Below are 23,580 nucleotides of genomic sequence, written 5' to 3'. Positions count from 1 at the left end.
TTCATGACTGCTGCCAATGTCGTCCGCTTCGTGCGGACGCGCCGCGAGGCGACCGTTCTCGCGATGCTCGTCCTCGTCTTCCTCGGCCTGACCTTCGCCAGCGAGTTCTTCCTGACGGGGCGCAACCTCTCCAACGTCGCGCGCCAGATCTCGGTCGTCGGCATCGTCGCGCTCGGCCAGGCGCTGGTGATCATCGCCGGCGGCATCGATCTGTCTGTCGGCTCGGTCATCGGACTTTCGGCTGTCACCGGCGCGATCGTCTCGGCGACGACCGGCATGCCGTCGCTGGGCATAGCCGGCGCCATCGGCATCGGCATGGCGATCGGCTTCGCCAATGGCGTGCTGATCACCAAGCTCAGGATCAATCCGTTCATCACGACGCTCGGCACGCTGTCGATCGCGCGCGGCGCGGCGTTGCTGATCACCAACGGCAATCCGCAGCGCTTCGACAATTGGGCGGCTTTCCTAGGTTACGGCAAGATAGGCGGGCTACCCGTCCAGTTCATCCTGCTCGTGGCGCTGACGATCATCGTCTGGCTGTTCGCGACCCGGACGCGCTGGGGCCGCAACGTCTATGCGGTCGGCGACAATGCCCGCGCCGCGCGTCTCGCCGGCATCGACGTGGCGCGTACCCGCATCCTTGTCTTCACCGTCTCGGGTAGCCTCGCCGGTCTCGGCGGCCTGCTGCTTGGCGGCATGCTGACCAACGCCAATCCCAATCTCGGCCTCGGCTACGAACTCGACGTCATCGCCGCGGTCATTCTTGGCGGTGTCGCGCTCTCCGGCGGGCGTGGCTCGATCGGTGGCGTCGTCATCGGCGCGGCGCTGATCGGCCTGCTGCGCAACGCGTTCGTCCTGCTCAACGTCTCGGGCTACTGGCAGACCATCACCATCGGTCTCGTCGTCATCCTCGCCGTCGGCGCGGACAGCCTGAACCGGCGCAGCGAAGAGGACTGAGCGGCGCAACGTCGCCGCCACTCGTTCAAGACTTTCAACTCTGGAGGAAACCATGACTACATTCGATCGCCGCCGCTTCCTGATGCTTTCGGCCGCCGGCCTTGCTCTGCCGCTGATGCCGGGCCTGGCACTCGCCCAAGAGGTTGCGTTGTCGGAAGGCGCCAAGGCAGTCGGCGGCGCCGTTGCCGCCCAGGGCGCCGCCCCGAAGCCGCTCCGCCTCGCCGTGCTCTCGTTCCAGGGCTCGTCGTTCTGGGAAGCCGCCGACAAGGGCATCGCCGCCGCCGCCGAATATCTGAAGCCGCTCAACACCACCGTCGACTACATCCAGCTCGGCACCGGCCTGACGGCCGAGGTGATGGTCGCCGGCATCGATGGTGCGCTGACCAAGCAGTATGACGGCATCGCAGCCGTGCCGATCTTCGACGGCACCGTCGCCAAGGTGAACGAAGTGGTCGCCGAGGGCGTGCCGTTCGTTTCCTTCATCGCTGACTCCGCCGAAAAGTCGAATCGTAACGTCTCGATCGGCATGCTGGCCTACGACGCTGGCGCCAAGGCGGGCGAGTTCATCGCCAAGCAGACCGGTGGCAAGGGCAAGATCGCCGTCATCACTGGTTATCTCGGTGCTGCCCAGCACGACGCCCGCATGAACGGTGCGCTTGACCTGCTCAAGAAGAGCTACCCCGACATCACCATTGTCGGCCCGTTCGAGTGCAAGGACGACGATGCCACCGCCTACTCGCAGGCGACCGATATCATGACCTCCAACCCCGACCTGTCGATTATCTATGTTACGGCCGGTGGTTCGGAGGCTGCTGCCAAGGCGGTCCGCGACTCCAAGGCGACGGGCAAGGTCGGCGTCGTCGGTTATGACGACCTGCCGGAGAAGCAGCAGTACAAGGACGGCGGCGAGATCCTGGCTCTGATCGACCAGGCGCCGGCGCGCCAGGCCTTCGACAGCATCGTCATGCTGCACAACATGATCGCCTTCGGCGCGACCTATCCCGCCGATATCGCCGTCGACGCCCCGGTGGCGCTCGGCAAGGGCGCCAAGACCTAAGTTCGTCGCCGAGAGACCCTTACAACACCCTCTCCCGTAAGCGGGGGAGGGCCTTGTTCCTGATTTTGAGAGCCCAATGACCGACTGCCTTCTCTCCGCCCGTGGCATCGCCAAATCGTTTGACCAGAACCGCGTCCTGCATGGGGTCGATTTCGACATCTCTGCCGGCCAGGTGGTTGCGCTGCTGGGTGAGAACGGCGCCGGCAAGTCGACCTTCGTCAACATCCTGTCGGGCGCCTTGCCGCGTGATGGCGGCACGATCGTCTGGAGTGGCGCCGAGACCGTATTCCGCGATACCCGCTCGGCGCTCGACGCCGGCATCATCCATATCCATCAGGAACTGTCGCTGATCTCCTCGCTTTCGGTGATGGAGAACCTGTTCATCGGCGACTACATGACCGGCAAATCCGGCATCATCGATCGCAAGGCACTGGCCGCCAAGGCGCGCGAACTGCTGGCGCGGGTCGGTGCGGCGCATATCGATCCTCGCGTCGAGGCCGGCTCGCTGTCGACCGCCGAGCAGCAGATCGTCGAGATCGCCAAGGCGCTGGCCCGCAATGCCCGCCTGCTGATCCTCGACGAGCCGACCGCCTCGCTGACACCGCACGAGGCCGAGGCGCTGTTCGCCATCGTGCGCGACCTGCGCGCTCATGGCGTCGCCATCATCTTCATCAGCCATCGCTTCGACGAGGTGTTCGCGATCTCGGACCGCGTCGTCGTGTTGCGCGATGGCCGGGTTGTCGGCGATCGCCCTGTGGCCGAGACGACTCGCGCCGGCATCATCGCCGACATGACGGGCCGCGCTTTCACCTTCGATGCGCTCGATAAGCCCGCTATCGCCGCCGATGCGCCGATCCGGCTGAAGGCCGAGGCTATCGCTGACAAGGGCCGCGTCGGGCCGGTCTCCTTTGCGCTGCGCGAGGGCGAGATCCTCGGGATCTTCGGGCTTGTCGGCGCCGGCCGCACGGAGTTGCTGGAACTCCTTTGCGGTATCCGGCCGCTTGCCGCCGGGACGATCGTTCGGCCGGACGGCATCGTGCCGACGAACTCGACCGAGGCCTGGCAGAGCGGCCTAGCTCTGCTGCCCGAAGGCCGCAAGACCAATGGCATCCTGCCCAGCCTGTCGCTGGCCGAAAACGTCGCGGTCGCCAAGCGCCAGAAGAGCGGCGGTATTCTCGACCTCGGCGTGGAAAAATCCCTCTTTGCCCGGTTCCGCGATGCGCTCGGCATCGTCAGCGAAGGTCCGGAGCAGCCGATCCGTCGCCTGTCGGGTGGCAACCAGCAGAAGGTGATCTTCGCCCGCTGCCTCGCCTCCGAGCCGGAAATCCTGTTCCTCGACGAGCCCACGCATGGCGTTGACGTCCGCACCAAGGCCGACATCTACAAGCAGATCCAGGATCTGGCGAAAAAGGGCATGAGCGTCATTTTCGTTTCTTCCGAACTGCCGGAAGTGTTGGCCCTCGCCTCGACCGTGATGGTGCTCTCGCGCGGTCGGCAGACGCTGCTCGCTCCCAACCAGGGACTGACCGAAAACGATGTTCTGACTGCCGCCTTTGCGCAGGCTTGACGCGAAGGCACCCGAGAGCGATAGCTTTCCCGAGGCGCTGGCATCGGGTCTATTGTCGTTCCAAACGAAGCTGGAAGACCGCTGTCACTTACGCTACTTGTGCGCGATATATTCACGCATTCCGAGCTCCGTTGACGAGTTCGGCCCGGGTGACATGAGGCGGTGGAGGCGCTGGTTTGGACGATATCGTCAGATCGAGGATCGCGCAGCTCTATGATGCTTCGGAAGTCCTGGTCGCGGTCTATGATGGATTCGATCGTGTCCGTTATGCCAACCACGCCTTTCGAGCGGCTTACTTTGTCGGGCCGGATGAATCGCCGTCCTGGGCTGAGATCATGCGCCGCAACCACGGCCTCGCTCGTGGAACGGTGTTGCGGGTCCCGGATCTCGATGCCTGGCTGACCTCGACCCTGTCGCGGCGTGGCAAGACCGGGTTCCGCGCGTTCGAGACAGATCTGCATGACGGGCGGTGGCTCTGGATGACCGAGGCGGTCGATGTCGATGGCTGGATGCTATGCATTGCCAGCGATATCAGCCACATTCGCGCTGACGAGCGGACGGTCCGGCAGGACCGCGACCTGGCCATCAAGGCTTCCTACACGGATGATCTCACCGGCGTAGCCAACCGCCGTTTCCTGACGGCCCGGATCGAGCACATCCTTGCCGATCACCGGACGATTGGGCGCCTGGGCTGTCTCGCTGTCATCGACATCGACAATTTCAAGCTCGTAAACGACCGCTTTGGCCATCAGATGGGCGATGTGGTTCTGCAGGATTTTGCCCATCTGATCCAGGGGCAGTTGCGCCGCTCCGATTCCTTCGGCCGCATGGGGGGCGAGGAGTTCGCGTTGACGTTCCCGGACACCTCGCTGGAACATGCCAGCCTCATCCTGGAGCGGATGCTCGCCGTGGTCCGTCTGTCCCGACCGCTCGGGCTGCATGCTGATTTTTCTTACACTTTTTCGGCGGGGATCACGGCGAGCCGGGCTGGTGAGCCGCTGAGCGATTTCTATCGCCGCGCCGACGAGGCGCTGTATCGCGCCAAGGTTTCCGGGCGCAATCAGGTGCAGATTTTCGCAGATCCCGTCGGCATGGCGAACCAGGCGAATTGATCTCCGCGACCAGAGCGGTTCACGGGCTCATTGCAACGGCAATTCGTTCGATAGCTCGCCACGGCTAGGCTCCTCGACGCGCCAGAGCAGACCGACGCCGCACGAGGTGATGGTGATCGCGATAATCAGCATCCAGATTCGAGTCGCAAAGGATTCCGGCGCGGTCGTCGGGATTGGGGAGACGCCGAGGCCGAAGATGATCATGAAGATCATCAGCGCTCCGGCATAGACCTTGCCGCGGCGCGGGTCGCTGGCGCGTCCGCCGAAGATCAGCCCGACCGAAAGCAGCAGCGTGAACAGGAAGGCCAGCGTCGGTTGCGCGGAGACGAGCGTGAAGGCGAAAGACGCAACGATGCCGCCGAACAGATTGACGACGAGCAGGCCGCCGATTGCCTTGGTGTTGGTGGCAATGTCGGCCTGCGATAGCAGAGAGACCACTGTCAGCGGCAAAACGATGGCCGTACTGAAATTGCTGTTGGTAAAACAGAGCGTCAGCACCGCCAGTAGGATAAATGCGTTTGCCGCCGCCCGGTGCAGCGGCCGGCGCAGGCGGTGGGGCTTCAGAGTTTCCGACAGCGTTCCGCCGGGATCCGGAAACAGGGCATGGGCCATCCATGACAGGATGACCCCCGCCAGCATCGAATTGACCAGCACGAGGACAATCGAGGCGCCGAGATCGACCTGGGCCATACCGAGGACCAGCGTCATGACGAGGATGATAAGGATGAGGCTGATTGCCGGTCCGCCACGTGCTGTGGCCTGAGCCGCGAAGCATAGAAAGCAGGCGAGACCGGTAAGCGCCAGCAGCACCAAAGGTCGGTCGCCGAAGACGCCAACCAACAGCACGAAGGCCTGCCCGACGACCAAAGTCATCAGCGCCATGCCGATGATCTGCGCCAGGCTCATGGGGCGTGGGCTTGTCGCCAGGAATTGCAGCGCCAGCATCGGCACGAGGAAAGGCAGGATGGCCCCGGCCGCGACCGCGCCGGTGAAGCCCACGGAGACGGCGAAGGCGAGACGCAATCCGAAATTGCGTACTCGCTGTTGCTCTATTCCCGAGCCGAGCGGGGCGGATGCCGGGTTCAGGACGGCGTCAGCTGGCATAGCTCAGCACGGAGACGAGACGGATCCAGAAGGCACCGATCGCATTCACGATCGGATTTTCATCCGTATAGATGGTCACATTGACCTGCGAGCCGTAACGAATCCCCTTGGGCACGTCGCCGGCAAAGGTCAGCCGGATCGGAAAGCGCTGCGGTTCGCGCACCCAGCCGCTCTCGCTTCGAATGGTCGGCAGACCGGTCGCCGGATCTATCCCGCCCTGCGATACGCCCCAGCCGATGCTCTCGACCTGCGCCGGATAGATACGGCCCGGGCGCGTATCGAGCGTCACCTCGGCCCGGTCCCCGACCGTGAGATGCTCGAGGCTGTTCTCCTTGATGTTGGCGACGATCCAGATCGTGCTGGCGTCGATGAAGGTCATCGCCTGACTGCCCGTCCCAACGAACTGCCCGATGGCGAGCTGCAGGCTGGTGACGACGCCGTCCGAGGGCGCATTGACCGTTGTGCGTAACAGGTTGAGCCGGGCGGTTTCGAGCGCAGCCAGCGCTTCGCGCAATTGAGGATTGTCTTCGCCGGCGGGGCCGAGTTCGGCCTTGGCCTTGTCGAGATCCGCCTGCGCCCGGACGACATTTGCCTCGGCAATGTTCAGCTTCGCCTGCGCGTCATCCTGCCTTGCCTTCGGATAGACGCCGCGCTTCACCAGTTCGAGCGCGCGCTGGGTTTGTTCGCGCTCATTGGCGCGGTTGGCCTGCGCTTCGACCAGTTGCGCCTGCGCCGAATCGACGGCCGAGGTCGAGGCGCCGAGCTGCTGGCCGACGCGAGCAAGCCGTGCCTCCGCTTCGGCAACAGCGATCTCATAGGGCTTGGGATCAACGCGAAACAGAAGGTCACCGGCCCGGACCGTCGCGTTGTCGGAGACCCCGATCTCGATGACCTTTCCCGTCACCTCGGGCGCGATCCGTACGACATAGGCCTGAATCACGGCCTCGGCCGTATAGGGGACGAGGCGTTCCATGACGATGCCGAGCAGGAACAGGGCAACCGTGATTCCAACGACGATGAGCGCGATCCGCCGCAATGGATTTTGCGGTTGTGCAGCCGGGGCATGCGGCGGCGGAGCCGGCTCGATCGGTGAGGTCGAAGCGACTTCAACGGCCGGCTGGCTGGATTCCTCGGAAGCCATGACGTGTCTCCGCTAGTGGGCCGCCGTGCCGACCGCCGCCGAGATCAATCCGAGATCCTTGAAGGACGAGATCATGAGCTGGATGGCGAGCGCTGCCAGCAGGATGCCAACGACCTTGGAGACCACAACCATCACACCGGACGCGCCGCCTCGCATCAGCTTGCCGGCAGAGAGGAGGATCGCAAGATTGACCGCCATGATTGCCAGGACCATCGCCGCAATGATCAGCTTCTGCCCGAAGGTCTCCGTTTCGGCGACAATTGTGGTGATTGCCACCAGACCCTGTGGCGTCGCCATCAGGGGCATAGCGAGTGGATAGATGGCGATGTCGAGCGAAGGAGGGCCATCGGTGGCCGCGTCCTTGTGCTCGCCGATCACCATGTCGAGCGCGAACAGCAGCAGGATAAGCCCGCCCGCGATCTTCAGGGCGGGCAGCGACACATGGAAGATACCCAGCAGGTTCTGCCCGAAGAATACGAAGACCAGCGTGACGATGGTCGATACCAGGACCGTCTTGAACGCCACTGCGCGCTGGAATTCCCGGTCGGCCTGTCCGGTCAGCTTCGCGTAGACAACGGCCGCCTTGAGGGGGCCAATGGTGATGAACAAAATGAGGAGTACGTCGGCCAGTCCGAAATCCGGGCTCATGAACAGCACCTTACTATGCGGTATCGGCAAGTGTCGTCGTCATGAGTAGTTGAAATCGCGGTGTTGGAATAGCCTGTTTCTAGACGATATTCTTTGCATGCGAGGCTGGAAGGGGCGGGTGCGCTGCCACACCCTGAACAGCCAACAGGGGCGCCGTATCCGACGTGCGGGGCGGGCCGACTTTGGCCCTCGAAACGCGCGTCCGGCTCGGGTTCAGGCTGAGGCGCGCATGACCAGTTTGCCTTCCAGGCGCACCTGTTCGGGGGCTCGATCGTCACCGTCCTCGCGCTCGACACGATCGAGCAGGATGGCGACCGAAGATTGGGCCAACAGTTCGAAATCCTGCGCCACCGTGGTCAGGGGCGGACAGCCATAGCGGCTGTGCGGCTGGTCATCATGTCCGGCGATGCGGATGTCGCAGCCGGGCTCGCGGCCGATGCGCAGGCCATGCTGGTACACCGCCGCCATCACGCCCACGGCGCAGCGGTCATTGGCGCAAAGGATCGTCCGGGTCGGGAAGCCCGATCCCCGCAGGACGCGGCGCGTTTCCTCGAAGGCGATGTCTTCAAAGCGCCAGTCGTTCTGCGGTGTGACCGCGATGACCTCCGGCTTCAGCCCCAGTCGTTCCATCGTTGTCACATAGGCGAGCTTGCGCTCTGGGCCGTTGTGGTTGACGGCCGGCATGTCGAAATAGGTCGGCGGTTCGCCGCTGCGACAGAGATATTCCGTGATCAGGGGCACGCTCTGGAAATTGTCGGTGCCGACGAAGGGGGTGTCGTCGTCAAGGCTCGAATCGAGGAAAACCATCGGGATGCGCGCCCGCAGGCTGCGCATCAGCTGCATGTCGGAGTGAACTCCCAGAGGCGCGACGATGGCGCCGGCGATATTCAGCGACAGCAGGGTCTCGATCGAGCGGCCCTCGAGCTGGGCGTCGCCCCGGGATGAGAGGACAATCGCCAGATAGCCGCGCTCGACGCACTGCATCTCGATCCGCCGCACCAGTTCGGAAAAGAACGTGTCGGCGGTGTCGGGCACGATCACGCCGATGATCTTCGGGCGCTTCTTGTTCAGGTTCACGGCAAAGAGGTTGGGTCGATACTCGTATTTCGCCAGCGCCCGCTCGATCTGAGCTCGGGTTGATTTGCGAACGCTGTCCGGGTCGTTGAAATACTTCGAGACTGTCGGCCGGGATATGCCGCTCAGCGCCGAGAACTCCGCCATGTTCTTGATCGTGCGATCCGTCATTCGTGCTTTCTCGAACCCATGGCGCCAAGTTTCGGTAGATGGACAGGTCGAAGGTAGACCTCCTGACATAGCCGCCCGCTCAAGAGGTCCGGCAGAAAGGGTGCGCCTTGGCAGGCTAACACAGTGTTTTACGCGTGCAAATTTCCAAGTTGACGTAGTTGGAATGAATGTTAGCCTTCGTATAGGAGACGGGCTGGACGGGCCGGGAGGACGGGCGAGGCGGCAAGGTGCCGATCTTCGCCTGCGGACCATCAGCCAGACAATATTTCAACGATGCATCGTCGGCCGGCCAGAATTTGCAGTCTGGCGGGTGACGTCGTCGTGTGACAACCGGGGAGGGTCTGCATGAGCCGTGATCTGAAGGGCAAAGTCGCGCTGGTAACCGGCGCGAGTTCGGGCATCGGTCGCGCCATGGCGCGCATGTTGGCGGGGCAGGGCGTGCGTCTCGCGATGGTCGGTCGTTCGGCGGAGCGGCTGCAGGCCGTGCGCAACGAATTTCCCGATGCCGACGCGCTCGTCATCGCTGCCGACTTGACCAAGCCCGCCGAAGTCGAGCGCACGATCGCCGAAACAATCGCCCGCTTCGGCCAGATCGACATCCTTCTCGCCAATGCCGGCCTCTATCTGACGGGCGATCTGGTCGATGGCGACCCGGACGATTTCGACGAGGTCATCGGCGTCAACGTCAATGCCGTGTTCCGCGCCGTGCGGGCTGTCCTGCCGGGTATGATCGAGCGCCGCGCCGGCGAGATCATCGTCACCAGCTCGGTCGCCGGTCATCAGGCGATCCCGTGGGAGCCGGTCTACAGCGCCACGAAGCATGCCGTTCAGGCCTTCGTGCACGGCGTCCGCCGCCAGGTTGCGCCGCATGGCGTACGGGTCGGCGCAGTGGCGCCGGGCGTTGTGCTGAACGAGCTCTGGGGCTATTCGGACCCGGCCGTTATCGCTGCCAAGGCGGCCGCCCGCGAGGGGCTGCTCTCGGAAGACATTGCCGACGCTGTACTGTTCATGCTGACGCGGCCGGCCAATGTCACCATCCGTGATCTGGTGATCCTGCCGCAAAACCAAGACATCTGAGCCCTCTCGCTGACCTTTAGGGCCCGGGCGGCGCGTCGTCATTCCCGAGATCCATTGCGTGCATGGCGCAAGGGTGCGCCCCTACGCGATGTCGACGATTGCCTCTGGCAACGCGCCGAGGGCGATAGGTACTTCGCGGAAGAGGACGTCGAGGCGATGCGAAAACGCCAAAACGCGGGCTTCTTCTTGAGTTTGCCCTAACGGCATTCAAGCAAACTTAGCTTGCGTAAAATATCGGATTGACGTTGCCGAAGCTGGCATCTAGGCTTCGATCAACAAAAAGAAATGGGAGGGGTTGGCCCGGCAGGGTCATCAACCGGATTCGTTGGATGAGATTCGACGTTGCTCGCATTGTGGGCGCGATCGGTGAAATATTGTCTGGCGATACGTCCGTGCGGCGTCAGTGTTTCTTGCCGTTTTCCCAAAATATCTTGCATTCGACTTGGGCGCGCCCGCGGCGTGCCAGTGTCCGATCTAGGCCGCGACGGGCAGTATAACTGCGCCGGTTCAAGCCAAGAACATCCGTTCGAATAGCTCCGTAGAAGGGCTTCGGCGGGTGAACACCGTTGCCAGGCAACACATCCAAAGCAAACATGAGGGAACGCCATGAAAAAAATCGTTACAGCGCTCGCAGCTCTGGCGGTCGGGGCAACCGTCCTGACCAGCTCGATCGCGGCCCAGGCCCAGGACAAGAAGTTCACCGTCGCCCTGATCCCGGGCATCACGACGGACGGCTTCTACATCACCATGCGCAAGGGCGCTGAAGCCGCCGCCAAGGCGCTCGGTGTCGATCTGGTCTTCCAGGGCGCGCCTGAATTCAATCCGGTCCTGCAGGTTCCGGTGCTTGACGCCATCATCGCCCGCAAGCCGGACGCGATCCTGATCGCCCCGACCGACAAGGTCCAACTGGTCGAGCCGCTCAAGAAGGCGCATGCCGCCGGCATTCCGGTCATCACCGTCGATACCTTCATCGGTACCGGCAACTACCAGACGGGCGCCGGCGATGCCGACTTCCCGCTCTCCTATATCGCTTCCGACAACGTGCTCGGCGGCCGTATCGCTGCCCGCGCGCTCGCCAAGTCGATCGGCGAAAAGGGCAAGGTTTACGTCTCGAACGTGAAGCCGGGCGTCTCGACGACCGACCAGCGTGAAGAAGGCTTCAAGGACGAGCTGAAGAACTTCCCGAACATCGAGGTTCTCGAGACCCAGTTCAACGACAACGACTCCAACAAGGCCGCTTCGCAGTTGCAGGCCGTGTTCGCCCGTAACCCGGATCTCGCCGGCATCTTCGGTGCGAACCTGTTCTCGGCCATCGGCGCAGCGAACGGCGTCCAGCAGGCGGGCCAGTCCGGCAAGGTCAAGGTCGTCGCCTTCGACGCACCGCCCACGATCGTCGACAACATCAAGACCGGCCTGATCGATATCGCCATCGCTCAGCACCCGGCCGAGATCGGCTATTACGGCCTGGTCTCCGCCTTCGCCCATCTCACGGGCCAGTCGATCCCGGTCGCCATCGGCACCGGCTTCACCGTGATGGACAAGGACAACGTCGACAAGCCTGAGATCGCGCAGTTCATCTACAAGGATTGAGCCGCCGGCGCCGCCGGGCCAGCGGTCCGGCGGCGCTTCCTCTCTCTTCGATACCTGTACGGAGTGGCGCATGTCCGCCCAAACGTCTACGGAATCGCGCGCGGACCCCACCAAGTCCCGGTCACGCCAGCTGATCCTCCGGATCGCTGCGCTGCGCGCCTGGCTTTTCCTCGCCATTCTTCTGGTCTTCTTCGAAACCTGGTCTCGGATCAGCTATGGCCAGACCTTTCTGTTCTCGAGCTATAACGCGCAGTCGATCGCGATCTTTGCCGTGGCTCCCCTGCTCCTGGCGCTCGGCTCGACCTTCGTCATCATTTCAGGTGGCATCGATCTTTCGATCGGCTTCATCATGGGCCTCGCCGCCGTCATTGCGGCGCATGCGACGAACCTGGCCGGCCAGTCGCTGCCGCCCTTCGCCGCCATGCTGGTCGGCATCACCGCCGGCCTCGTGGTCGCGCTCGGACCCGGCTTCGTCAATGGCGTGCTGATCTCGAAGCTGAAGGTTCCGCCCTTCATCGGAACGCTCGGCATGTTCGGCGTGGCGCGCGGCGTCGCCTTCCTGCTCGCCGGCGGCACCACGGTGCCGGTCGCCAACAGCTGGTTCGCCTCGCTCGGCAATGGCCGCGTCTTCGGCTTCCCGGTCGTCGTGATCATCACGATCCTGTTCGTGCTGCTGATGCACTACCTGCTGTCGCAGACCCGTTTTGGCCAGCACACCTATGCCATCGGCGCCAATGAACAGGCGGCGATCCGCTCCGGCATCAACGTGCCGCGCCATATCCGCAAGCTCTATCTGCTCTCCGCCCTCTGCGCGGGCCTGGGCGGCGTGCTCTACGCGGCGCGATTTACGGCGGGCGCGGCGCAGGCCGGCGAGCCGCTGCTGCTCGACTCGATCGCGGCGGTCGTCATTGGCGGCGCCAGCCTGTTCGGCGGCTCCGGCACCATCCTCGGCACGGTCGCCGGCGCTCTGGTTATCGCGGTGATCCAGTACGGCCTTGTCTTCATCAATGTCGAACCGTTCTGGCAGTTCGTCGCCGTCGGCGTCGTCATCATCATCTCGGTGCTCGTCGACCAGACGCAGCGCAAGCTCGGTGGGGATCGCTAGTCATGTCCGTGCAATCCCAGACACAATCGCAGGAACCGATCCTCGACGTTCGTTCGGTCTCCAAGCGTTTCGGCGGCGTCGAGGCCCTCAAGGAAGTCTCGATGGCGCTCTATCCGGGCGAAGTGGTCGCCCTTGCCGGCGACAATGGCGCCGGCAAGTCGACCCTGATCAAGACCATCTCCGGCGTGCATGGCGCCGATGGTGGCGAGATCCGGTTCGCCGGCGAGGCGGTTCGCTTTGCCACGCCGGAAGCCGCCCGCGCCCATGGCATCGAGACGATCTACCAGGACCTGGCGCTCGCCGACAATCTGACCATCGGCGCCAACATCTTCCTCGGCCGCGAGCCGATGCGGCGCGCATTCGGCTTCCTGCCGGTTCTCGATCGTCCGGCAATGGCGAAGGCAGCCAAGGAGACGATGGCGCGGCTGGACTTCCATGTGAACCGGCTCGACGCCCCTGTCGGCCGCTTCTCGGGCGGCCAGCGCCAGGCGGTGGCGATCGGCCGGGCGATCTACTGGAACGCCCGCGTGCTGATCATGGACGAGCCGACGGCGGCGCTCGGCGTGCCGGAGCAGCGCAAGGTCGTTTCGCTGATCCAGAACCTCAAGGCGCAGGGTCGTGCGATCATCTTCATCTCGCACAATCTTCAGGACATCTTCGCGGTTGCCGACCGCATCGTCGTGCTTCGGCGCGGCATGCTGGCCGGCGAGCGGAAGATCTCCGAGACCAACCCGGACGAGATCGTCAAGCTGATGGTCGGCGGCTGACGCCGGCCCGCAGAACCCGGCGGCCGCATCCGTGCGGCCGCCATTTTCATTTTGGCGGTCGGACAGGCGTCAGAGGCTGTCCAGCACAGCCTGCGCCGTGCGCACATCGGTAACCAGCGCATTGACGAGGCCGGCCCGGATCGCGCCGAGGATCGCCGGCACCTTGTTCGCCGAAACAGCGACGCCGATGACCAGCGGGGTTGCGCGCAACTGTTCCGGCGAAACGGCGATCAGGCGGTCTTCGCCGTCCCAGGGGACGGGATTTCCCGAAACGTCGAAATAGTGCCGGACCACGTCGCCCGCTGCATGCGCCAGCGCCAGTTCGTTCGGCGTTGCCGAGGAGACGCCCTGCGCCGGATCGACGGCGTGCGTCAGGCCGATGCCGACCAGCGCCGCATCGAGCCTTCCCCAGAGCGCGACATTCTCGCGAATGATCGGATCGCTCAGGAATGCATCGCGCGACTCCGGTGACGGCAAGTAGGGCGCATGGATGAAATGCGGGGTGCCCGACATTTGCTCGGCCGCGAGGCGGACGAATTCGTTGATCTGGAAATGGGGGGCCGATTGCTGCATGCCGCCCGTCGCGGGAACCGTTATCACACCGGGCAGGCTCGGCAGGCCCGCCTGGATTACCTCGCGCACGGCGCGGCCCCAGCCGATCGCCAGCACCGAATTCTGCCTGAGGCCCGCGTCGCGCAACAGCGTGCCGACAGGGCCGGCGAGGGCCGCCATGACGCCCGCTTCCGGAGCATCGACCACGGCGGCCTGCTTCAGCCCGAGCGCTTCTACCAGCCGGAGGTTCAGCTCTTCCGGGGACGCGATATCGGGAATCTCGATCCGCACGATTCCTTCCTCGCGGGCCCGTCGCAGCAGCCGGGAAATCGTTGCCGCCGAGACGTTCAGCCGACGCGCGATCTCGACCTGCGAGAGGTCGGCCTCGTAGTGCAGCTTGGCGACGGTGTGCAGCATCGTGCGGGTCGCAGCGGTGTCCTGGGATGACGAAGAGGACAGCTTGAAATTCCTTTCTGAAAGATGATACACATACACGCATCAGCTTGAGGGAGCCACCGCAGAGACGCCGCGTGCTCGAACCGCCAGCCTTCCGTGCATAAGCCATTCCGGCAGGGGCGGTCCATAAAAGCGACGGATATCGACGAACGATCGGGAATTCGCCGGCAGTTGCGGTAGAATGGACCGGTTCGGTGGCTTGAAGAACTTCGCCAACGCCCGGCCAGGCCGGTGCTAAAAATCGGACCGTGCAGCATGACCCGAATGTCGACATCGGAATTCCGTGGCTACCAGCAGATCTGCGGGCGCGATGGCGCCATGATGGTGATCGCCTGCGACCAGCGCGGCGGCATGCGCACCATCCTCGCTTCCGATCCGGAAGAGCAGGCGAAGATCAGCAACGACATGCTGGGCGAAACCAAGTCGGACATCACCCGCTTTCTGGCCAACGAAGCCTCCTGCGTCCTGCTCGACCCGCTCTGCGCTGTGCCGCATGTGATCGAGAATGGCTCGCTGGCGCGCGATACCGCGCTTCTGATCGGTCTCGATGCCTCGGGCTGGGACGTGTCGCCGGAAGGCTATCGCCTGTCCAAGCTGGTGCCGGGCATCAACGCCCGCCGCGTCCGCGAGCTTGGCGGCACCGGCGGCAAGATCATGGTCTATCTTCGCGCCGACAAGCCGGAGGCGAATACTGCCAATATCGAGATCCTGCGCCAGTCGATCGAGGATTTCTCCCGCGAAGACCTGCTGCTCGTGGTCGAGTTCCTGACCTACCAGCTCGAAGGCGAGAGCAAGGAAGACTACAAGGCGAAGACGCCCTGGCTGATCGAGGAAGGTACGCGGATCTCGCTGGAACTCGGCTCCAAGGTGCTGAAGATCCCTTATCCCGGCACGGCTCAATCCTGCGCCAAGATCACGGCGATGGCCGGCGAGGTGCCGTGGGCGGTTCTGTCGGCCGGTGTCGATCATGAGACCTTCATCGGCCAGGTCGAGATCGCCATGCAGAACGGCGCCTCGGGCGTTATCGCCGGTCGGGCTCTCTGGAAGGATTGCATCCATCTCGATCGCGACATCCAGCGGGAGCGGCTGACGACGATTGCCGTGCCGCGCCTGCGCCAGATCCAGGAAGTGCTGGTGCGCTATTCGGCCCACGCCCGCAAGGCGGCCTAAACCCTTCATACGGCGACCGGGTGGAACATGCCTGACACGTCACTAGCTATCGGCATCGATATCGGCGGCACCAACCTGCGGGCCGCCCGCGTATCCGGCGCGGGCGAGATCCTGGAGCGGGTGTCGGAGCGGATTGACCGCGACGCGAACAACGCAATCGGCCGCATTATCGAGTTGGTCCGCCAGCTCGATAATGTGGATGTCACGGCGATCGGCATCGGCGTGCCGGGGCGGGTCGATGCCCGTCGCCGCACGGTGCTTTCCGGCGGCTATCTCAACCTCGCCGGCGCGGCGCTGGCCGAGCGGGTCGAGGTTGCGACGGGCAAGCCGGTCATCATCGACAATGATTGCAACATGGCGCTCGTCGCGGAGATCGCGGCCGGCGCGGGCAGGGGCCGGGAAAACGTCGTGATGTTCACGATTGGCACCGGCATCGGCGGCGCCATCGTCCAGGAAGGCCAGATCCTGCGCGGTCGCGGAACGGCCGGGCAGCTCGGTCACATCACCGTTGACGTCCAGGGCGCTGCCTGCGTCTGCGGCCGTCGCGGCTGCGTCGAGACGACCAGCTCGGGCACAGCCTTGGCGCGGCACATCCAGGAGGCCAGCCTTCCCGCGGATACCTCGGTCGACGATATCCTTCGCCGGGCGGCGAAGGGTAATGCTGCGGCCCGGCGGGTGCTGGACGCATGGGCCGGTCCTCTTCGGGCGGCAATCGACAGCGCATCGGCCGCCTTCGATCCCGATCTCGTCCTGTTGGGCGGCGGGCTGGGCAAGGCTGCGTTCAAGGCGTTGCAAAAAGTGCCGGCATTGGCTCCCTGGTATCAGTATCCTGTGTTGCCGGCGGCACTTGGCGACGACGCCGGCGTCATCGGCGCCGCTTTCTGCGCCCTGATCGAGCACCGCGAGCCCTTGCTGCCACCTTCGGCCCTCGTCGCGACGAAACTCACCGTGCTCGAAAGGCCTGCCTGATTTCATGAAACGAGCCGTCCTCGTCAATGGCATTCCCGCTACGGGAAAGAGCACCATTGCCCGCGCCGTATCGCAGCGCATGGGCTGGATCATCCTGACGCTCGATACGGTCAAGGAGCCCTTCTTCGACCAGCTCGGCGTCGGCGATCGCGAGTTCAACCGGGCGCTTGGTCGGGCGAGCTATCACGCGATCTGGTCGATCATCCGCGACGCGCCGGATGACACCACCTTCATCATCGATGCCTGGTTCGGCTTCCAGCCGCGCGAAGTGCTGGAAGCGCATATCGAACGCGCCGGCGTGGGGGCAACCGCTGAGATCTGGTGCCATGCGCCGGGGGAGGTGCTTGCCAAACGCTATGGCGACCGCCTCGACCAGCGCCACGCCGGCCATCCGGGCGCGGCCTTTATCCCGGAGCTGATCGAACTCGCCAGACGTGCGGCGCCGGTCGATCGCGGCCCGCGCTTCGATGTCGACACGACGCAGGCGACGGATATCGAGGCGATCCTTGCGTGGCTGAAGCCGGCGCTCAGGCAGGACTGATGCCTGGGCTCCGCTACTGCCACACCCTCGCCGTCATCCCGGGCTTGACCCCGGATCCATTCAGCCCAAGTCCCTGCCGTGCGAAACTCCCGTCATCCCGGCTGCATGGATCCCCGATCTGCGCTTCGCTGCGTCCGGGATGACGGCGAGAGGGTGGCGAATGGTCCGCCAGCCATCATGCCGTCGAGGTGTCGTTTCGCTCAACTTCGATGCCGAAATCCCGTCGCATTCCCAGGATCCGGCGAACGAAGATCTGCGTGTAAAGACCTGGTCCACTTGAATAAATTCGCCAGCCGCCGTCAACGGCGATGTCGCCGTTGCGGACCCGATCCCATTCGGCGCTCGCGTGGTAGCGGTCATGAAAAGCCGCGTCGCTCGAGCTGAAATAGGTATTGCGCTGGCGTAGCGATGCTTGCGCCAAAACGTCGGTGACAGCGATTGGATTGACGAGCGAAAGCGCTTCCCGCGCCCCCGCCGCATCGCCGCTGACGGCCAGGGCTTCGCAATAGCGCAGATGCGCATGCACATACATGAGGCCGATCTCTCGACCGAAAAACGCGGCGGATTCGGCGCGGCGGAACAGCGTCTCGACGCCGCCCCGATAGGCCACCGGCTTATCCATCAGTCGCGCGCCATCCGGATCCAGCAGATGCTCGCGGATCAGCGCCAAATGCGTTTGCGTCTGCTCCTGCGTGAAGAGGCCCCCCAGAACGGCTTGGGTCATCGGGATCAGCGAATAGGAAAGTCCGGTGCGGCGGTCGCTGGGATGCAGGAGCAGCTCGACCTGATAGTGGCCGGGATCGAACAGGCCATAGCCGGCGATGACACCGTCGCGGATCAGGGAGCGGTTGACGTCGCCGCGCATCGCCTCGGCCAAGGACGACAATGCCGTCGCCTCCGCTATATCGCCAACTCGCGCAAGGATCGCGGCATAGCGCTGGATCTGCTCGTAGAGCAGGGCGACTGTCCAACTCGACACCATCCAGTCGCGAAGATGCGGATCGGCAGGCTGAAGCGAGTCGTTCCAGTCGCCTTCGCCATAGCGGATGAGATGTGTCCCCGGGATGAAGCGCTCTCTGACGGTCGCCAGCAGCAGTTCGACATGCTCGCGGATCGTGCCGGTTTCCTCTGTCGGCTTCAGATTGTCATCCCGCCGCCAGGGAAGCGGCACATCGAGGAAGGCGAAATCGCCCGTCGCCTCGAGATAGTCGCAGAGCGCCTTGAGCGGCCAGACGACGATGTCGCCATGCGCCTCACCGGCCCGGATGTTGGAATAGGGCGGCAGCATGAACCATTGCGGCCAGTCGCCCCGGGTCCGGTATTGCTCGGCAAACAGTGTCGTCAGGATTGCTCGCGCCGTCTCGTCATGGCGGAGCGCCAGCATGAATTCGAGCGGCCCCTGGCAGACATCGCGCGTGCCCCAGGCAGCGCCTGTATATTGCTCCAGACCATGCGGGACGGTCAGGTGGATCATGGCGTCATGCGCCAGCCAGGGCAGGATCGCTTGCTCGGCCGTCAGCGCTTCGTCTTCGCCGCCCACGCGCAGATCGCCCGTCACATGCCGCCAGTAGCGGGCAGCGGGTTCCAGCAGCGGCGCCTCGGCCATGCCGGCGGCGTAACGGTCGGCGAGCTTTTGCGCCTCGGCCGCGTCGTTCATCGAGCCGACGACGGCGAAGGCGAGTTGCGATGTCTCTCCGGTACGCAGTGCGATGTAACCGCCGCCGCGCGCCACGCCGTCCTCATAGAGCAATTCGTCGCCGCCGATCGCCTCGACGGCTTCCGGCGTGCTGGTAACGAGGTGATAGGCGGCATCGGGAAAATTCTGGCCCCAGAGCCAGTCCGTGCCGGGCTGGAAGGTGAAGCGCTTGGCCTGCGCGTCGATGGTGATCCGGCCGCTCTGCTCATATTCGCGCTCGCCGAGCACGATATGACCGAGAACAAGGAAGCGTGCCGCCGGTCCCTCGACCGTGACCCGCCATTGCATGGTGGCCTCCGCCCCAGAGGCGATGGCGCTGACCGTGACTGTGCGGTCGGCGAGCCGGTAGATCCAGCGGCAGTCGCTGAGTCCGATCTCGAAGACGGACGGAACGGAGAGCAGGCGCCAGCCTTCGCCGGCGTCGATCAGGATGCGCAATCCGCTGGCACGCGTGATGTTGTAGGGATCGCGCGAGACCGAGAACAGCTTGTGGAACGAGGTGTTGCCGATGGTCAGTTGGGCCGCGAACACGCCATGCATCCAGCAGGTGGCGGCCAGCGTCGCCTCGTCCGGCATCATGCTTTGGCCGCTGCGCACGATCGCGCCATGGCGACGGGCGACCAACGCTTCCTTCTCGGCCAGCACCACGTGGCGGTTCAAGGTGCCGTCGGGCACGAAGAAGGAAAGCAGCGCGTCCTTGTCGTGCTCTTCCAGCTCTCGCGTCGGGTAGAGCCTTTTCAACTGCTCATCGTCCAACGGCAGGACTGCGAGGGGCAACGCGTCCTGAAGAAGGCTCCGGGCGACGGGAGCCGTCTTGAGCGTGTTTGCGGGAAAGTTTCCGGCCGCCTCGGCTATGTCGTCGAGGCGGGCGAGGTCGGAATCACTGGAGGCTTCCGGGTGGTCGGCAACGAACTGGCTGAAGAAGGTCCAGCTCGTGGTGGCGCCGGGCGCCAGCGTCTTAGCCTTCGATTGAAGGGTGGGGCAGGCCAGTTCGTGCTGCCAGACGATGCTCGGCAAATCTGTGCCAAATGCCAGCTCGATCTCGTCCCGGGCGCGGAAGTCCGGTCCAAATAGCTGGATAGCGTCGGTTGCGAACCCTGCCGCCCCGTTGATGCAACCCAGCGCATGCCAAGGGAATCGTCCGCCCTGCGACAGGTTCTGACGGCTCAGGACAACGGGCCCGAACGTAGAATGCTGCGCGGCGCGGTGATCGATATATTGCGAGGCATAGGCTTCGCTGCCCATCAGGAATCCGCGCCCGCCAAGGCCGAGATCCTGCGCCAGCAGAACGTCGCAGGGAATGGCGGTATCGCCATTGTTGGTGATTTCGATCTGCCAGAACCAGCGGGTGGCGGCCGGATCGAGCTGGAGCGTCACCGTATGCGCGATGCCGCGGGTTTCACCCTGCCAACAGAACTGCGCTTCGTCCGTTGCAAACTCGACCCTGGCACGCGGCCCGACCAATTGAACGATATGCGCGTCCTTGCCGCCGATGCGCAGCCAGATGCGCCCGATGCCGCCCTCGATCGGAGAGCCAAGAACCTGATTGATCATGACCTGCGAGCCGCCGCCGTCGCGATGGCTGATGGCGAATAGGGCGCCGTTCGGCAGGGCCGAGATCGAGAGCCCGGATGGGTTGGTGATTGTCTTGAGGCCGAGCGCGCCGTCGCGCGGCGTCAGGAATTCGCGGCTGGTTGTATCCGACATCATCGCCTCGCCCTGAGTCGCCGATCGTGTCGGCGCGACCATCATAGCCACGCGTGTCGGCCATGCCGAGGGCGCTGCTTTCTGTGGCCATCATGGTGATCGCGCGTTGGGGTCGGAGTACTCCAACAAAAAAGGGCGCCAGAGGCGCCCTTTTCAAACTTTTCGATGCGCCTTAGTGGCGCTTCGAGACGGGAACGTAGTCGCGCGAGCCGGCGCCGGTATAAAGCTGGCGCGGACGGCCGATGCGCTGGCTCGGGTCCTCGACCATTTCCTTCCACTGCGCGATCCAGCCGACGGTGCGGGCGACAGCGAAGAGGACGGTGAACATGGTCGTCGGGAAGCCCAGCGCCTTCAGCGTGATGCCCGAATAGAAGTCGATGTTCGGGTAGAGCTTCTTCGAGACGAAATATTCGTCATGAAGCGCGATGCGCTCGAGTTCGAGGGCGACCTCGAGGATCGGATCATCGGTGATGCCGAGCTCGCCGAGCACTTCATGGCAGGTCTTCTGCATGATCTTGGCGCGCGGGTCGTAGTTCTTGTAGACGCGGTGGCCGAAGCCCATCAGACGGAACGGATCGTTCTTGTCCTTGGCGCGGGCGATGAACTCGGGGATCCGATCGACGGTGCCGATTTCCTGCAGCATGTTGAGCGCTGCTTCGTTGGCGCCGCCATGCGCCGGGCCCCAAAGGCAGGCAATACCGGCCGCGATGCAGGCGAACGGATTGGCGCCCGACGAGCCGGCGAGGCGAACCGTCGAGGTCGAGGCATTCTGCTCATGGTCGGCGTGCAGGGTGAAGATCCGGTCCATCGCGCGGGCGAGGATCGGGTTCACCTTGTACTCTTCCGCCGGCACGGCGAAGCACATGCGCAGGAAGTTGGACGCATAGTCGAGCGAGTTCAGCGGATAAACGAAGGGCTGGCCGACATGGTACTTGAAGGCCATGGCCGCGATCGTGGGCATCTTGGCGATCAGGCGAAGGCTCGCCACCATGCGCTGATGCGGGTCCGAGATGTCGGTCGAGTCGTGATAGAAGGCCGAGAGGGCGCCGACGACGCCGACCATGACGGACATCGGATGCGCGTCGCGGCGGAAGCCGGTGAAGAAGCGCGACATCTGCTCGTGGACCATCGTGTGATAGGTCACGCGCTGATCGAAATCGGCCTTCTGCGCGGCGGTCGGCAGATCGCCGTAAAGCAGCAGATAGCAGGTCTCGAGGAAGTCGCCGTTCTCGGCCAGCTGCTCGATCGGATAACCGCGATAGAGCAGGACGCCCTTGTCGCCGTCGATGAAGGTGATCTTGCTGTCGCAGGCGCCGGTGGACGTAAAGCCGGGGTCGTAGGTGAAGCGTCCGGTCTTGGCATAGAGCGAGCCGATGTCGATGACATCAGGGCCAAGGGTGCCTTGCTTGACGTCAAAGTCCCAGGACTCGTCACCGACAGTGAGTGTCGCTTTGGTTTCGCTCATGAAACCTACCCCCTTGAAGAATTGTTACGTTCGGGCGGGTGCTGGCGCGCCTATCGTGAGATCGATCTGGCCGCGCCGCCGAGAAATTACCGGCCCATTGGGTATCCGATTTATTGCAGCGCGGCAAGCGGCGCCAACGAAGCCTATAATAAGGTTGATCTATCAATGGTGCGCTGCGGCCGCGCATCCAATATTGCGGCCGCAGCGCTGCGTTTCTAGCGAGCCTGGTCGGCGATACGGCCAAGGCTCTCGTTGCGGCCGAGCGCGATCAGCACATCAAAAATTCCCGGCGACGTTGCACGGCCCGTCAGCGCTGCGCGCAGGGGCTGTGCGATCTTGCCGAGCTTCAGCTCGCGAGTCTCGGCAAAAGCCTTCACGGCATCTTCGGTCGATTCGACAGTCCAGTCATTAACGCCGACGAGCACGTCATGAACGTCCTTCAGCAGCGCGCGTGCGTTGGCGTCGAGAATGGTCGTCGCCTTCTCGTCCAGCGCCAACGGGCGCTGCACCATCAGATAGGCGGCCCCATCCTTGAGCTCGACCAGTGTCTTGGCGCGATCCTTGAGGCCGGGCAGGGCGATGCGGAGCTGCTCGGCCTTCTCCGGCGTCAGCAGCGCCGCCATGGCCTCGCCGCCCGGCAGATAGGGCAGCGTGTCGAGGAAGGTCTTCAGCAGCGCTTCGTCATCGATCGACCGCATGTAGTGGCCGTTCAGGTTTTCGAGCTTGGCAAAATCGAAACGGGAAGCCGAACGGCCGACATCGACGACATCGAACCATTCGATCATCTGCTCGAGCGACATGATTTCGTCGTCGCCATGCGCCCAGCCCAGGCGGACGAGGTAGTTGCGCATCGCTTCCGGCAGGTAGCCCATGGCGCGATAGGCATCGACACCGAGTGCACCGTGGCGCTTGGAAAGCTTGGCGCCATCCGAGCCGTGGATCAGCGGGATATGCGACATGATCGGGATGTCCCAGCCCATCGCGTTGTAGATGATCATCTGGCGCGCGGCATTGGTCAGGTGATCGTCGCCGCGGATCACATGCGTGACGCCCATGTCGTGATCGTCGACGACGACCGAAAGCATGTAGGTCGGGTTGCCGTCCGAACGCAGCAGGACGAGGTCGTCCAGATCCTTGTTCGGGATGACGACGCGGCCCTGCACCAGGTCCTCGATCGCGGTCTCGCCCTCTTGCGGCGCCTTGATGCGGATGGCCGGCTTGACGCCGGCCGGAGCCTCGGACGGGTCACGGTCGCGCCAGGTGCCGTCATAGCGCGGCGCGCGACCCTCGGCCCGCGCTTTTTCACGCATGGCGTCGAGCTCGGCAGGCGTGCAGTAGCAGCGATAGGCCTTGCCGGCGGCCAGAAGTTCCTCGACCACCTCGCGATGGCGCGGCGCACGGGCAAACTGGAAGACGGTCTCGCCCTCCCAGTCGAGGCCGAGCCACTTCAGGCCGTCGATGATGGCCTCGATGGCGGGTTCGGTCGAGCGCTCGCGGTCGGTGTCCTCGATCCGCAGCAGCATCTTGCCGCCCGTATGCTTCGCATAGAGCCAGTTGAACAGCGCGGTGCGGCCACCGCCAATGTGCAGGAACCCGGTAGGCGAGGGGGCGAAGCGGGTGACGACCGGTTTGGACATGGACTGTTCTCGATGTG

The 23,580-nt window shown here is 64.1% G+C and carries 19 protein-coding genes; 11 read left to right on the top strand and 8 right to left on the bottom strand.

Annotated features, from left to right (window positions below; translation table 11 throughout):
• Positions 1-3: 3 nt before the first annotated feature.
• From OSH12_RS10960 to OSH12_RS10945, 4 genes are all read left to right on the top strand, one after another.
• Positions 4-957 (top strand): ABC transporter permease, encoded by a 954-nt coding sequence (locus tag OSH12_RS10960; protein WP_266343580.1) that lies wholly within the window; start codon positions 4-6, stop codon positions 955-957.
• A gap of 52 nt (positions 958-1,009) precedes the next feature.
• The gene (locus OSH12_RS10955; protein ID WP_266343579.1) at positions 1,010-2,014 is read left to right on the top strand and encodes a substrate-binding domain-containing protein; all 1,005 of its coding nucleotides are present in this window, start codon (positions 1,010-1,012) and stop codon (positions 2,012-2,014) included.
• A 76-nt stretch (positions 2,015-2,090) separates the two neighbouring features.
• Positions 2,091-3,581 (top strand): sugar ABC transporter ATP-binding protein, encoded by a 1,491-nt coding sequence (locus tag OSH12_RS10950; protein WP_266343578.1) that lies wholly within the window; start codon positions 2,091-2,093, stop codon positions 3,579-3,581.
• Between the two features lie 176 nt (positions 3,582-3,757).
• Complete coding sequence (locus OSH12_RS10945; protein ID WP_266343577.1) at positions 3,758-4,693, top strand: GGDEF domain-containing protein; 936 nt, start codon at positions 3,758-3,760, stop codon at positions 4,691-4,693.
• 27 nt (positions 4,694-4,720) lie between these two features.
• Here the strand turns inward: OSH12_RS10945 and OSH12_RS10940 are convergent, their stop codons facing one another.
• The 4 genes from OSH12_RS10940 to OSH12_RS10925 all read right to left on the bottom strand — a co-directional run bounded on the left by OSH12_RS10940 (position 4,721) and on the right by OSH12_RS10925 (position 8,831).
• Positions 4,721-5,797: a DUF2955 domain-containing protein gene (locus tag OSH12_RS10940; RefSeq protein ID WP_266343576.1), complete on the bottom strand. Its 1,077-nt coding sequence runs from the start codon at positions 5,795-5,797 to the stop codon at positions 4,721-4,723.
• Positions 5,787-6,938, bottom strand: coding sequence for an HlyD family secretion protein (locus OSH12_RS10935; RefSeq protein WP_266343575.1), 1,152 nt, complete (start codon positions 6,936-6,938; stop codon positions 5,787-5,789). Before OSH12_RS10935 ends, OSH12_RS10940 begins: the two co-directional genes overlap by 11 nt.
• Positions 6,939-6,950: 12 nt before the next feature.
• The gene (locus OSH12_RS10930; protein WP_266343574.1) at positions 6,951-7,586 is read right to left on the bottom strand and encodes a MarC family protein; all 636 of its coding nucleotides are present in this window, start codon (positions 7,584-7,586) and stop codon (positions 6,951-6,953) included.
• 213 nt (positions 7,587-7,799) lie between these two features.
• A complete protein-coding gene (locus OSH12_RS10925) occupies positions 7,800-8,831 on the bottom strand; it encodes a LacI family DNA-binding transcriptional regulator (RefSeq protein ID WP_266343573.1) in 1,032 nt (343 codons plus the stop codon).
• A 345-nt stretch (positions 8,832-9,176) separates the two neighbouring features.
• On the opposite strand from OSH12_RS10925, the gene OSH12_RS10920 reads away from it, so the two are divergent.
• The 4 genes from OSH12_RS10920 to OSH12_RS10905 all read left to right on the top strand — a co-directional run bounded on the left by OSH12_RS10920 (position 9,177) and on the right by OSH12_RS10905 (position 13,370).
• Entirely contained in the window at positions 9,177-9,908 is a 732-nt protein-coding gene (locus OSH12_RS10920; RefSeq protein WP_266343572.1) for an SDR family oxidoreductase, read from the top strand.
• Between the two features lie 606 nt (positions 9,909-10,514).
• On the top strand, positions 10,515-11,498 hold the full coding sequence (locus tag OSH12_RS10915) for an ABC transporter substrate-binding protein (protein WP_266343571.1): 984 nt from the start codon (positions 10,515-10,517) through the stop codon (positions 11,496-11,498).
• 70 nt (positions 11,499-11,568) lie between these two features.
• Positions 11,569-12,603: an ABC transporter permease subunit gene (locus tag OSH12_RS10910; protein ID WP_266343570.1), complete on the top strand. Its 1,035-nt coding sequence runs from the start codon at positions 11,569-11,571 to the stop codon at positions 12,601-12,603.
• Positions 12,604-12,605: 2 nt separating this feature from the next.
• On the top strand, positions 12,606-13,370 hold the full coding sequence (locus OSH12_RS10905; protein WP_266343569.1) for an ATP-binding cassette domain-containing protein: 765 nt from the start codon (positions 12,606-12,608) through the stop codon (positions 13,368-13,370).
• Between the two features lie 69 nt (positions 13,371-13,439).
• Here OSH12_RS10905 and OSH12_RS10900 read toward each other — a convergent pair whose 3' ends face one another.
• On the bottom strand, positions 13,440-14,339 hold the full coding sequence (locus OSH12_RS10900; protein ID WP_266343568.1) for a sugar-binding transcriptional regulator: 900 nt from the start codon (positions 14,337-14,339) through the stop codon (positions 13,440-13,442).
• Between the two features lie 294 nt (positions 14,340-14,633).
• Between OSH12_RS10900 and OSH12_RS10895 the strand changes: the two genes are divergently transcribed.
• From OSH12_RS10895 to OSH12_RS10885, 3 genes are read left to right on the top strand one after another with little or no spacing between them, the layout of a single operon-like run.
• Positions 14,634-15,548: a tagatose-bisphosphate aldolase gene (locus tag OSH12_RS10895; RefSeq protein WP_266343567.1), complete on the top strand. Its 915-nt coding sequence runs from the start codon at positions 14,634-14,636 to the stop codon at positions 15,546-15,548.
• Positions 15,549-15,575: 27 nt separating this feature from the next.
• Positions 15,576-16,517, top strand: coding sequence for an ROK family protein (locus OSH12_RS10890; protein WP_266343566.1), 942 nt, complete (start codon positions 15,576-15,578; stop codon positions 16,515-16,517).
• A gap of 4 nt (positions 16,518-16,521) precedes the next feature.
• Positions 16,522-17,058, top strand: coding sequence for an AAA family ATPase (locus OSH12_RS10885; RefSeq protein ID WP_266343565.1), 537 nt, complete (start codon positions 16,522-16,524; stop codon positions 17,056-17,058).
• A 175-nt stretch (positions 17,059-17,233) separates the two neighbouring features.
• On the opposite strand, the gene OSH12_RS10880 is transcribed toward OSH12_RS10885, so the two are convergent.
• The 3 genes from OSH12_RS10880 to gltX form a co-directional block, all read right to left on the bottom strand.
• On the bottom strand, positions 17,234-20,461 hold the full coding sequence (locus OSH12_RS10880; RefSeq protein ID WP_266343896.1) for a GH36-type glycosyl hydrolase domain-containing protein: 3,228 nt from the start codon (positions 20,459-20,461) through the stop codon (positions 17,234-17,236).
• 172 nt (positions 20,462-20,633) lie between these two features.
• Entirely contained in the window at positions 20,634-21,926 is a 1,293-nt protein-coding gene (gltA, locus tag OSH12_RS10875) for a citrate synthase (protein ID WP_266343564.1), read from the bottom strand.
• A 215-nt stretch (positions 21,927-22,141) separates the two neighbouring features.
• On the bottom strand, positions 22,142-23,563 hold the full coding sequence (gene gltX, locus OSH12_RS10870) for a glutamate--tRNA ligase (RefSeq protein WP_266343563.1): 1,422 nt from the start codon (positions 23,561-23,563) through the stop codon (positions 22,142-22,144).
• Between the last annotated feature and the right edge of the window lie 17 nt (positions 23,564-23,580).

Source organism: Kaistia terrae (assembly GCF_026344005.1).
GTDB classification, from domain to species: Bacteria; Pseudomonadota; Alphaproteobacteria; order Rhizobiales; family Kaistiaceae; genus Kaistia; species Kaistia terrae.
Note: the sequence above shows the minus strand (reverse complement) of the source record. Positions and strands in the feature narration are given on the sequence as shown.

Bases quoted from the DNA above. Each gene is read 5' to 3' on its own strand.
- OSH12_RS10960 (WP_266343580.1), top strand. From the start codon at position 4: ATGACTGCTGCCAATGTCGTCCGCTTCGTGCGGACGCGCCGCGAGGCG.
- OSH12_RS10955 (WP_266343579.1), top strand. From the start codon at position 1,010: ATGACTACATTCGATCGCCGCCGCTTCCTGATGCTTTCGGCCGCCGGC.
- OSH12_RS10950 (WP_266343578.1), top strand. From the start codon at position 2,091: ATGACCGACTGCCTTCTCTCCGCCCGTGGCATCGCCAAATCGTTTGAC.
- OSH12_RS10940 (WP_266343576.1), bottom strand. From the start codon at position 5,797: ATGCCAGCTGACGCCGTCCTGAACCCGGCATCCGCCCCGCTCGGCTCG.
- OSH12_RS10935 (WP_266343575.1), bottom strand. From the start codon at position 6,938: ATGGCTTCCGAGGAATCCAGCCAGCCGGCCGTTGAAGTCGCTTCGACC.
- OSH12_RS10930 (WP_266343574.1), bottom strand. From the start codon at position 7,586: ATGAGCCCGGATTTCGGACTGGCCGACGTACTCCTCATTTTGTTCATC.
- OSH12_RS10925 (WP_266343573.1), bottom strand. From the start codon at position 8,831: ATGACGGATCGCACGATCAAGAACATGGCGGAGTTCTCGGCGCTGAGC.
- OSH12_RS10920 (WP_266343572.1), top strand. From the start codon at position 9,177: ATGAGCCGTGATCTGAAGGGCAAAGTCGCGCTGGTAACCGGCGCGAGT.
- OSH12_RS10915 (WP_266343571.1), top strand. From the start codon at position 10,515: ATGAAAAAAATCGTTACAGCGCTCGCAGCTCTGGCGGTCGGGGCAACC.
- OSH12_RS10910 (WP_266343570.1), top strand. From the start codon at position 11,569: ATGTCCGCCCAAACGTCTACGGAATCGCGCGCGGACCCCACCAAGTCC.
- OSH12_RS10905 (WP_266343569.1), top strand. From the start codon at position 12,606: ATGTCCGTGCAATCCCAGACACAATCGCAGGAACCGATCCTCGACGTT.
- OSH12_RS10900 (WP_266343568.1), bottom strand. From the start codon at position 14,339: ATGCTGCACACCGTCGCCAAGCTGCACTACGAGGCCGACCTCTCGCAG.
- OSH12_RS10895 (WP_266343567.1), top strand. From the start codon at position 14,634: ATGACCCGAATGTCGACATCGGAATTCCGTGGCTACCAGCAGATCTGC.
- OSH12_RS10890 (WP_266343566.1), top strand. From the start codon at position 15,576: ATGCCTGACACGTCACTAGCTATCGGCATCGATATCGGCGGCACCAAC.
- OSH12_RS10885 (WP_266343565.1), top strand. From the start codon at position 16,522: ATGAAACGAGCCGTCCTCGTCAATGGCATTCCCGCTACGGGAAAGAGC.
- OSH12_RS10880 (WP_266343896.1), bottom strand. From the start codon at position 20,461: ATGTCGGATACAACCAGCCGCGAATTCCTGACGCCGCGCGACGGCGCG.
- gltA (WP_266343564.1), bottom strand. From the start codon at position 21,926: ATGAGCGAAACCAAAGCGACACTCACTGTCGGTGACGAGTCCTGGGAC.
- gltX (WP_266343563.1), bottom strand. From the start codon at position 23,563: ATGTCCAAACCGGTCGTCACCCGCTTCGCCCCCTCGCCTACCGGGTTC.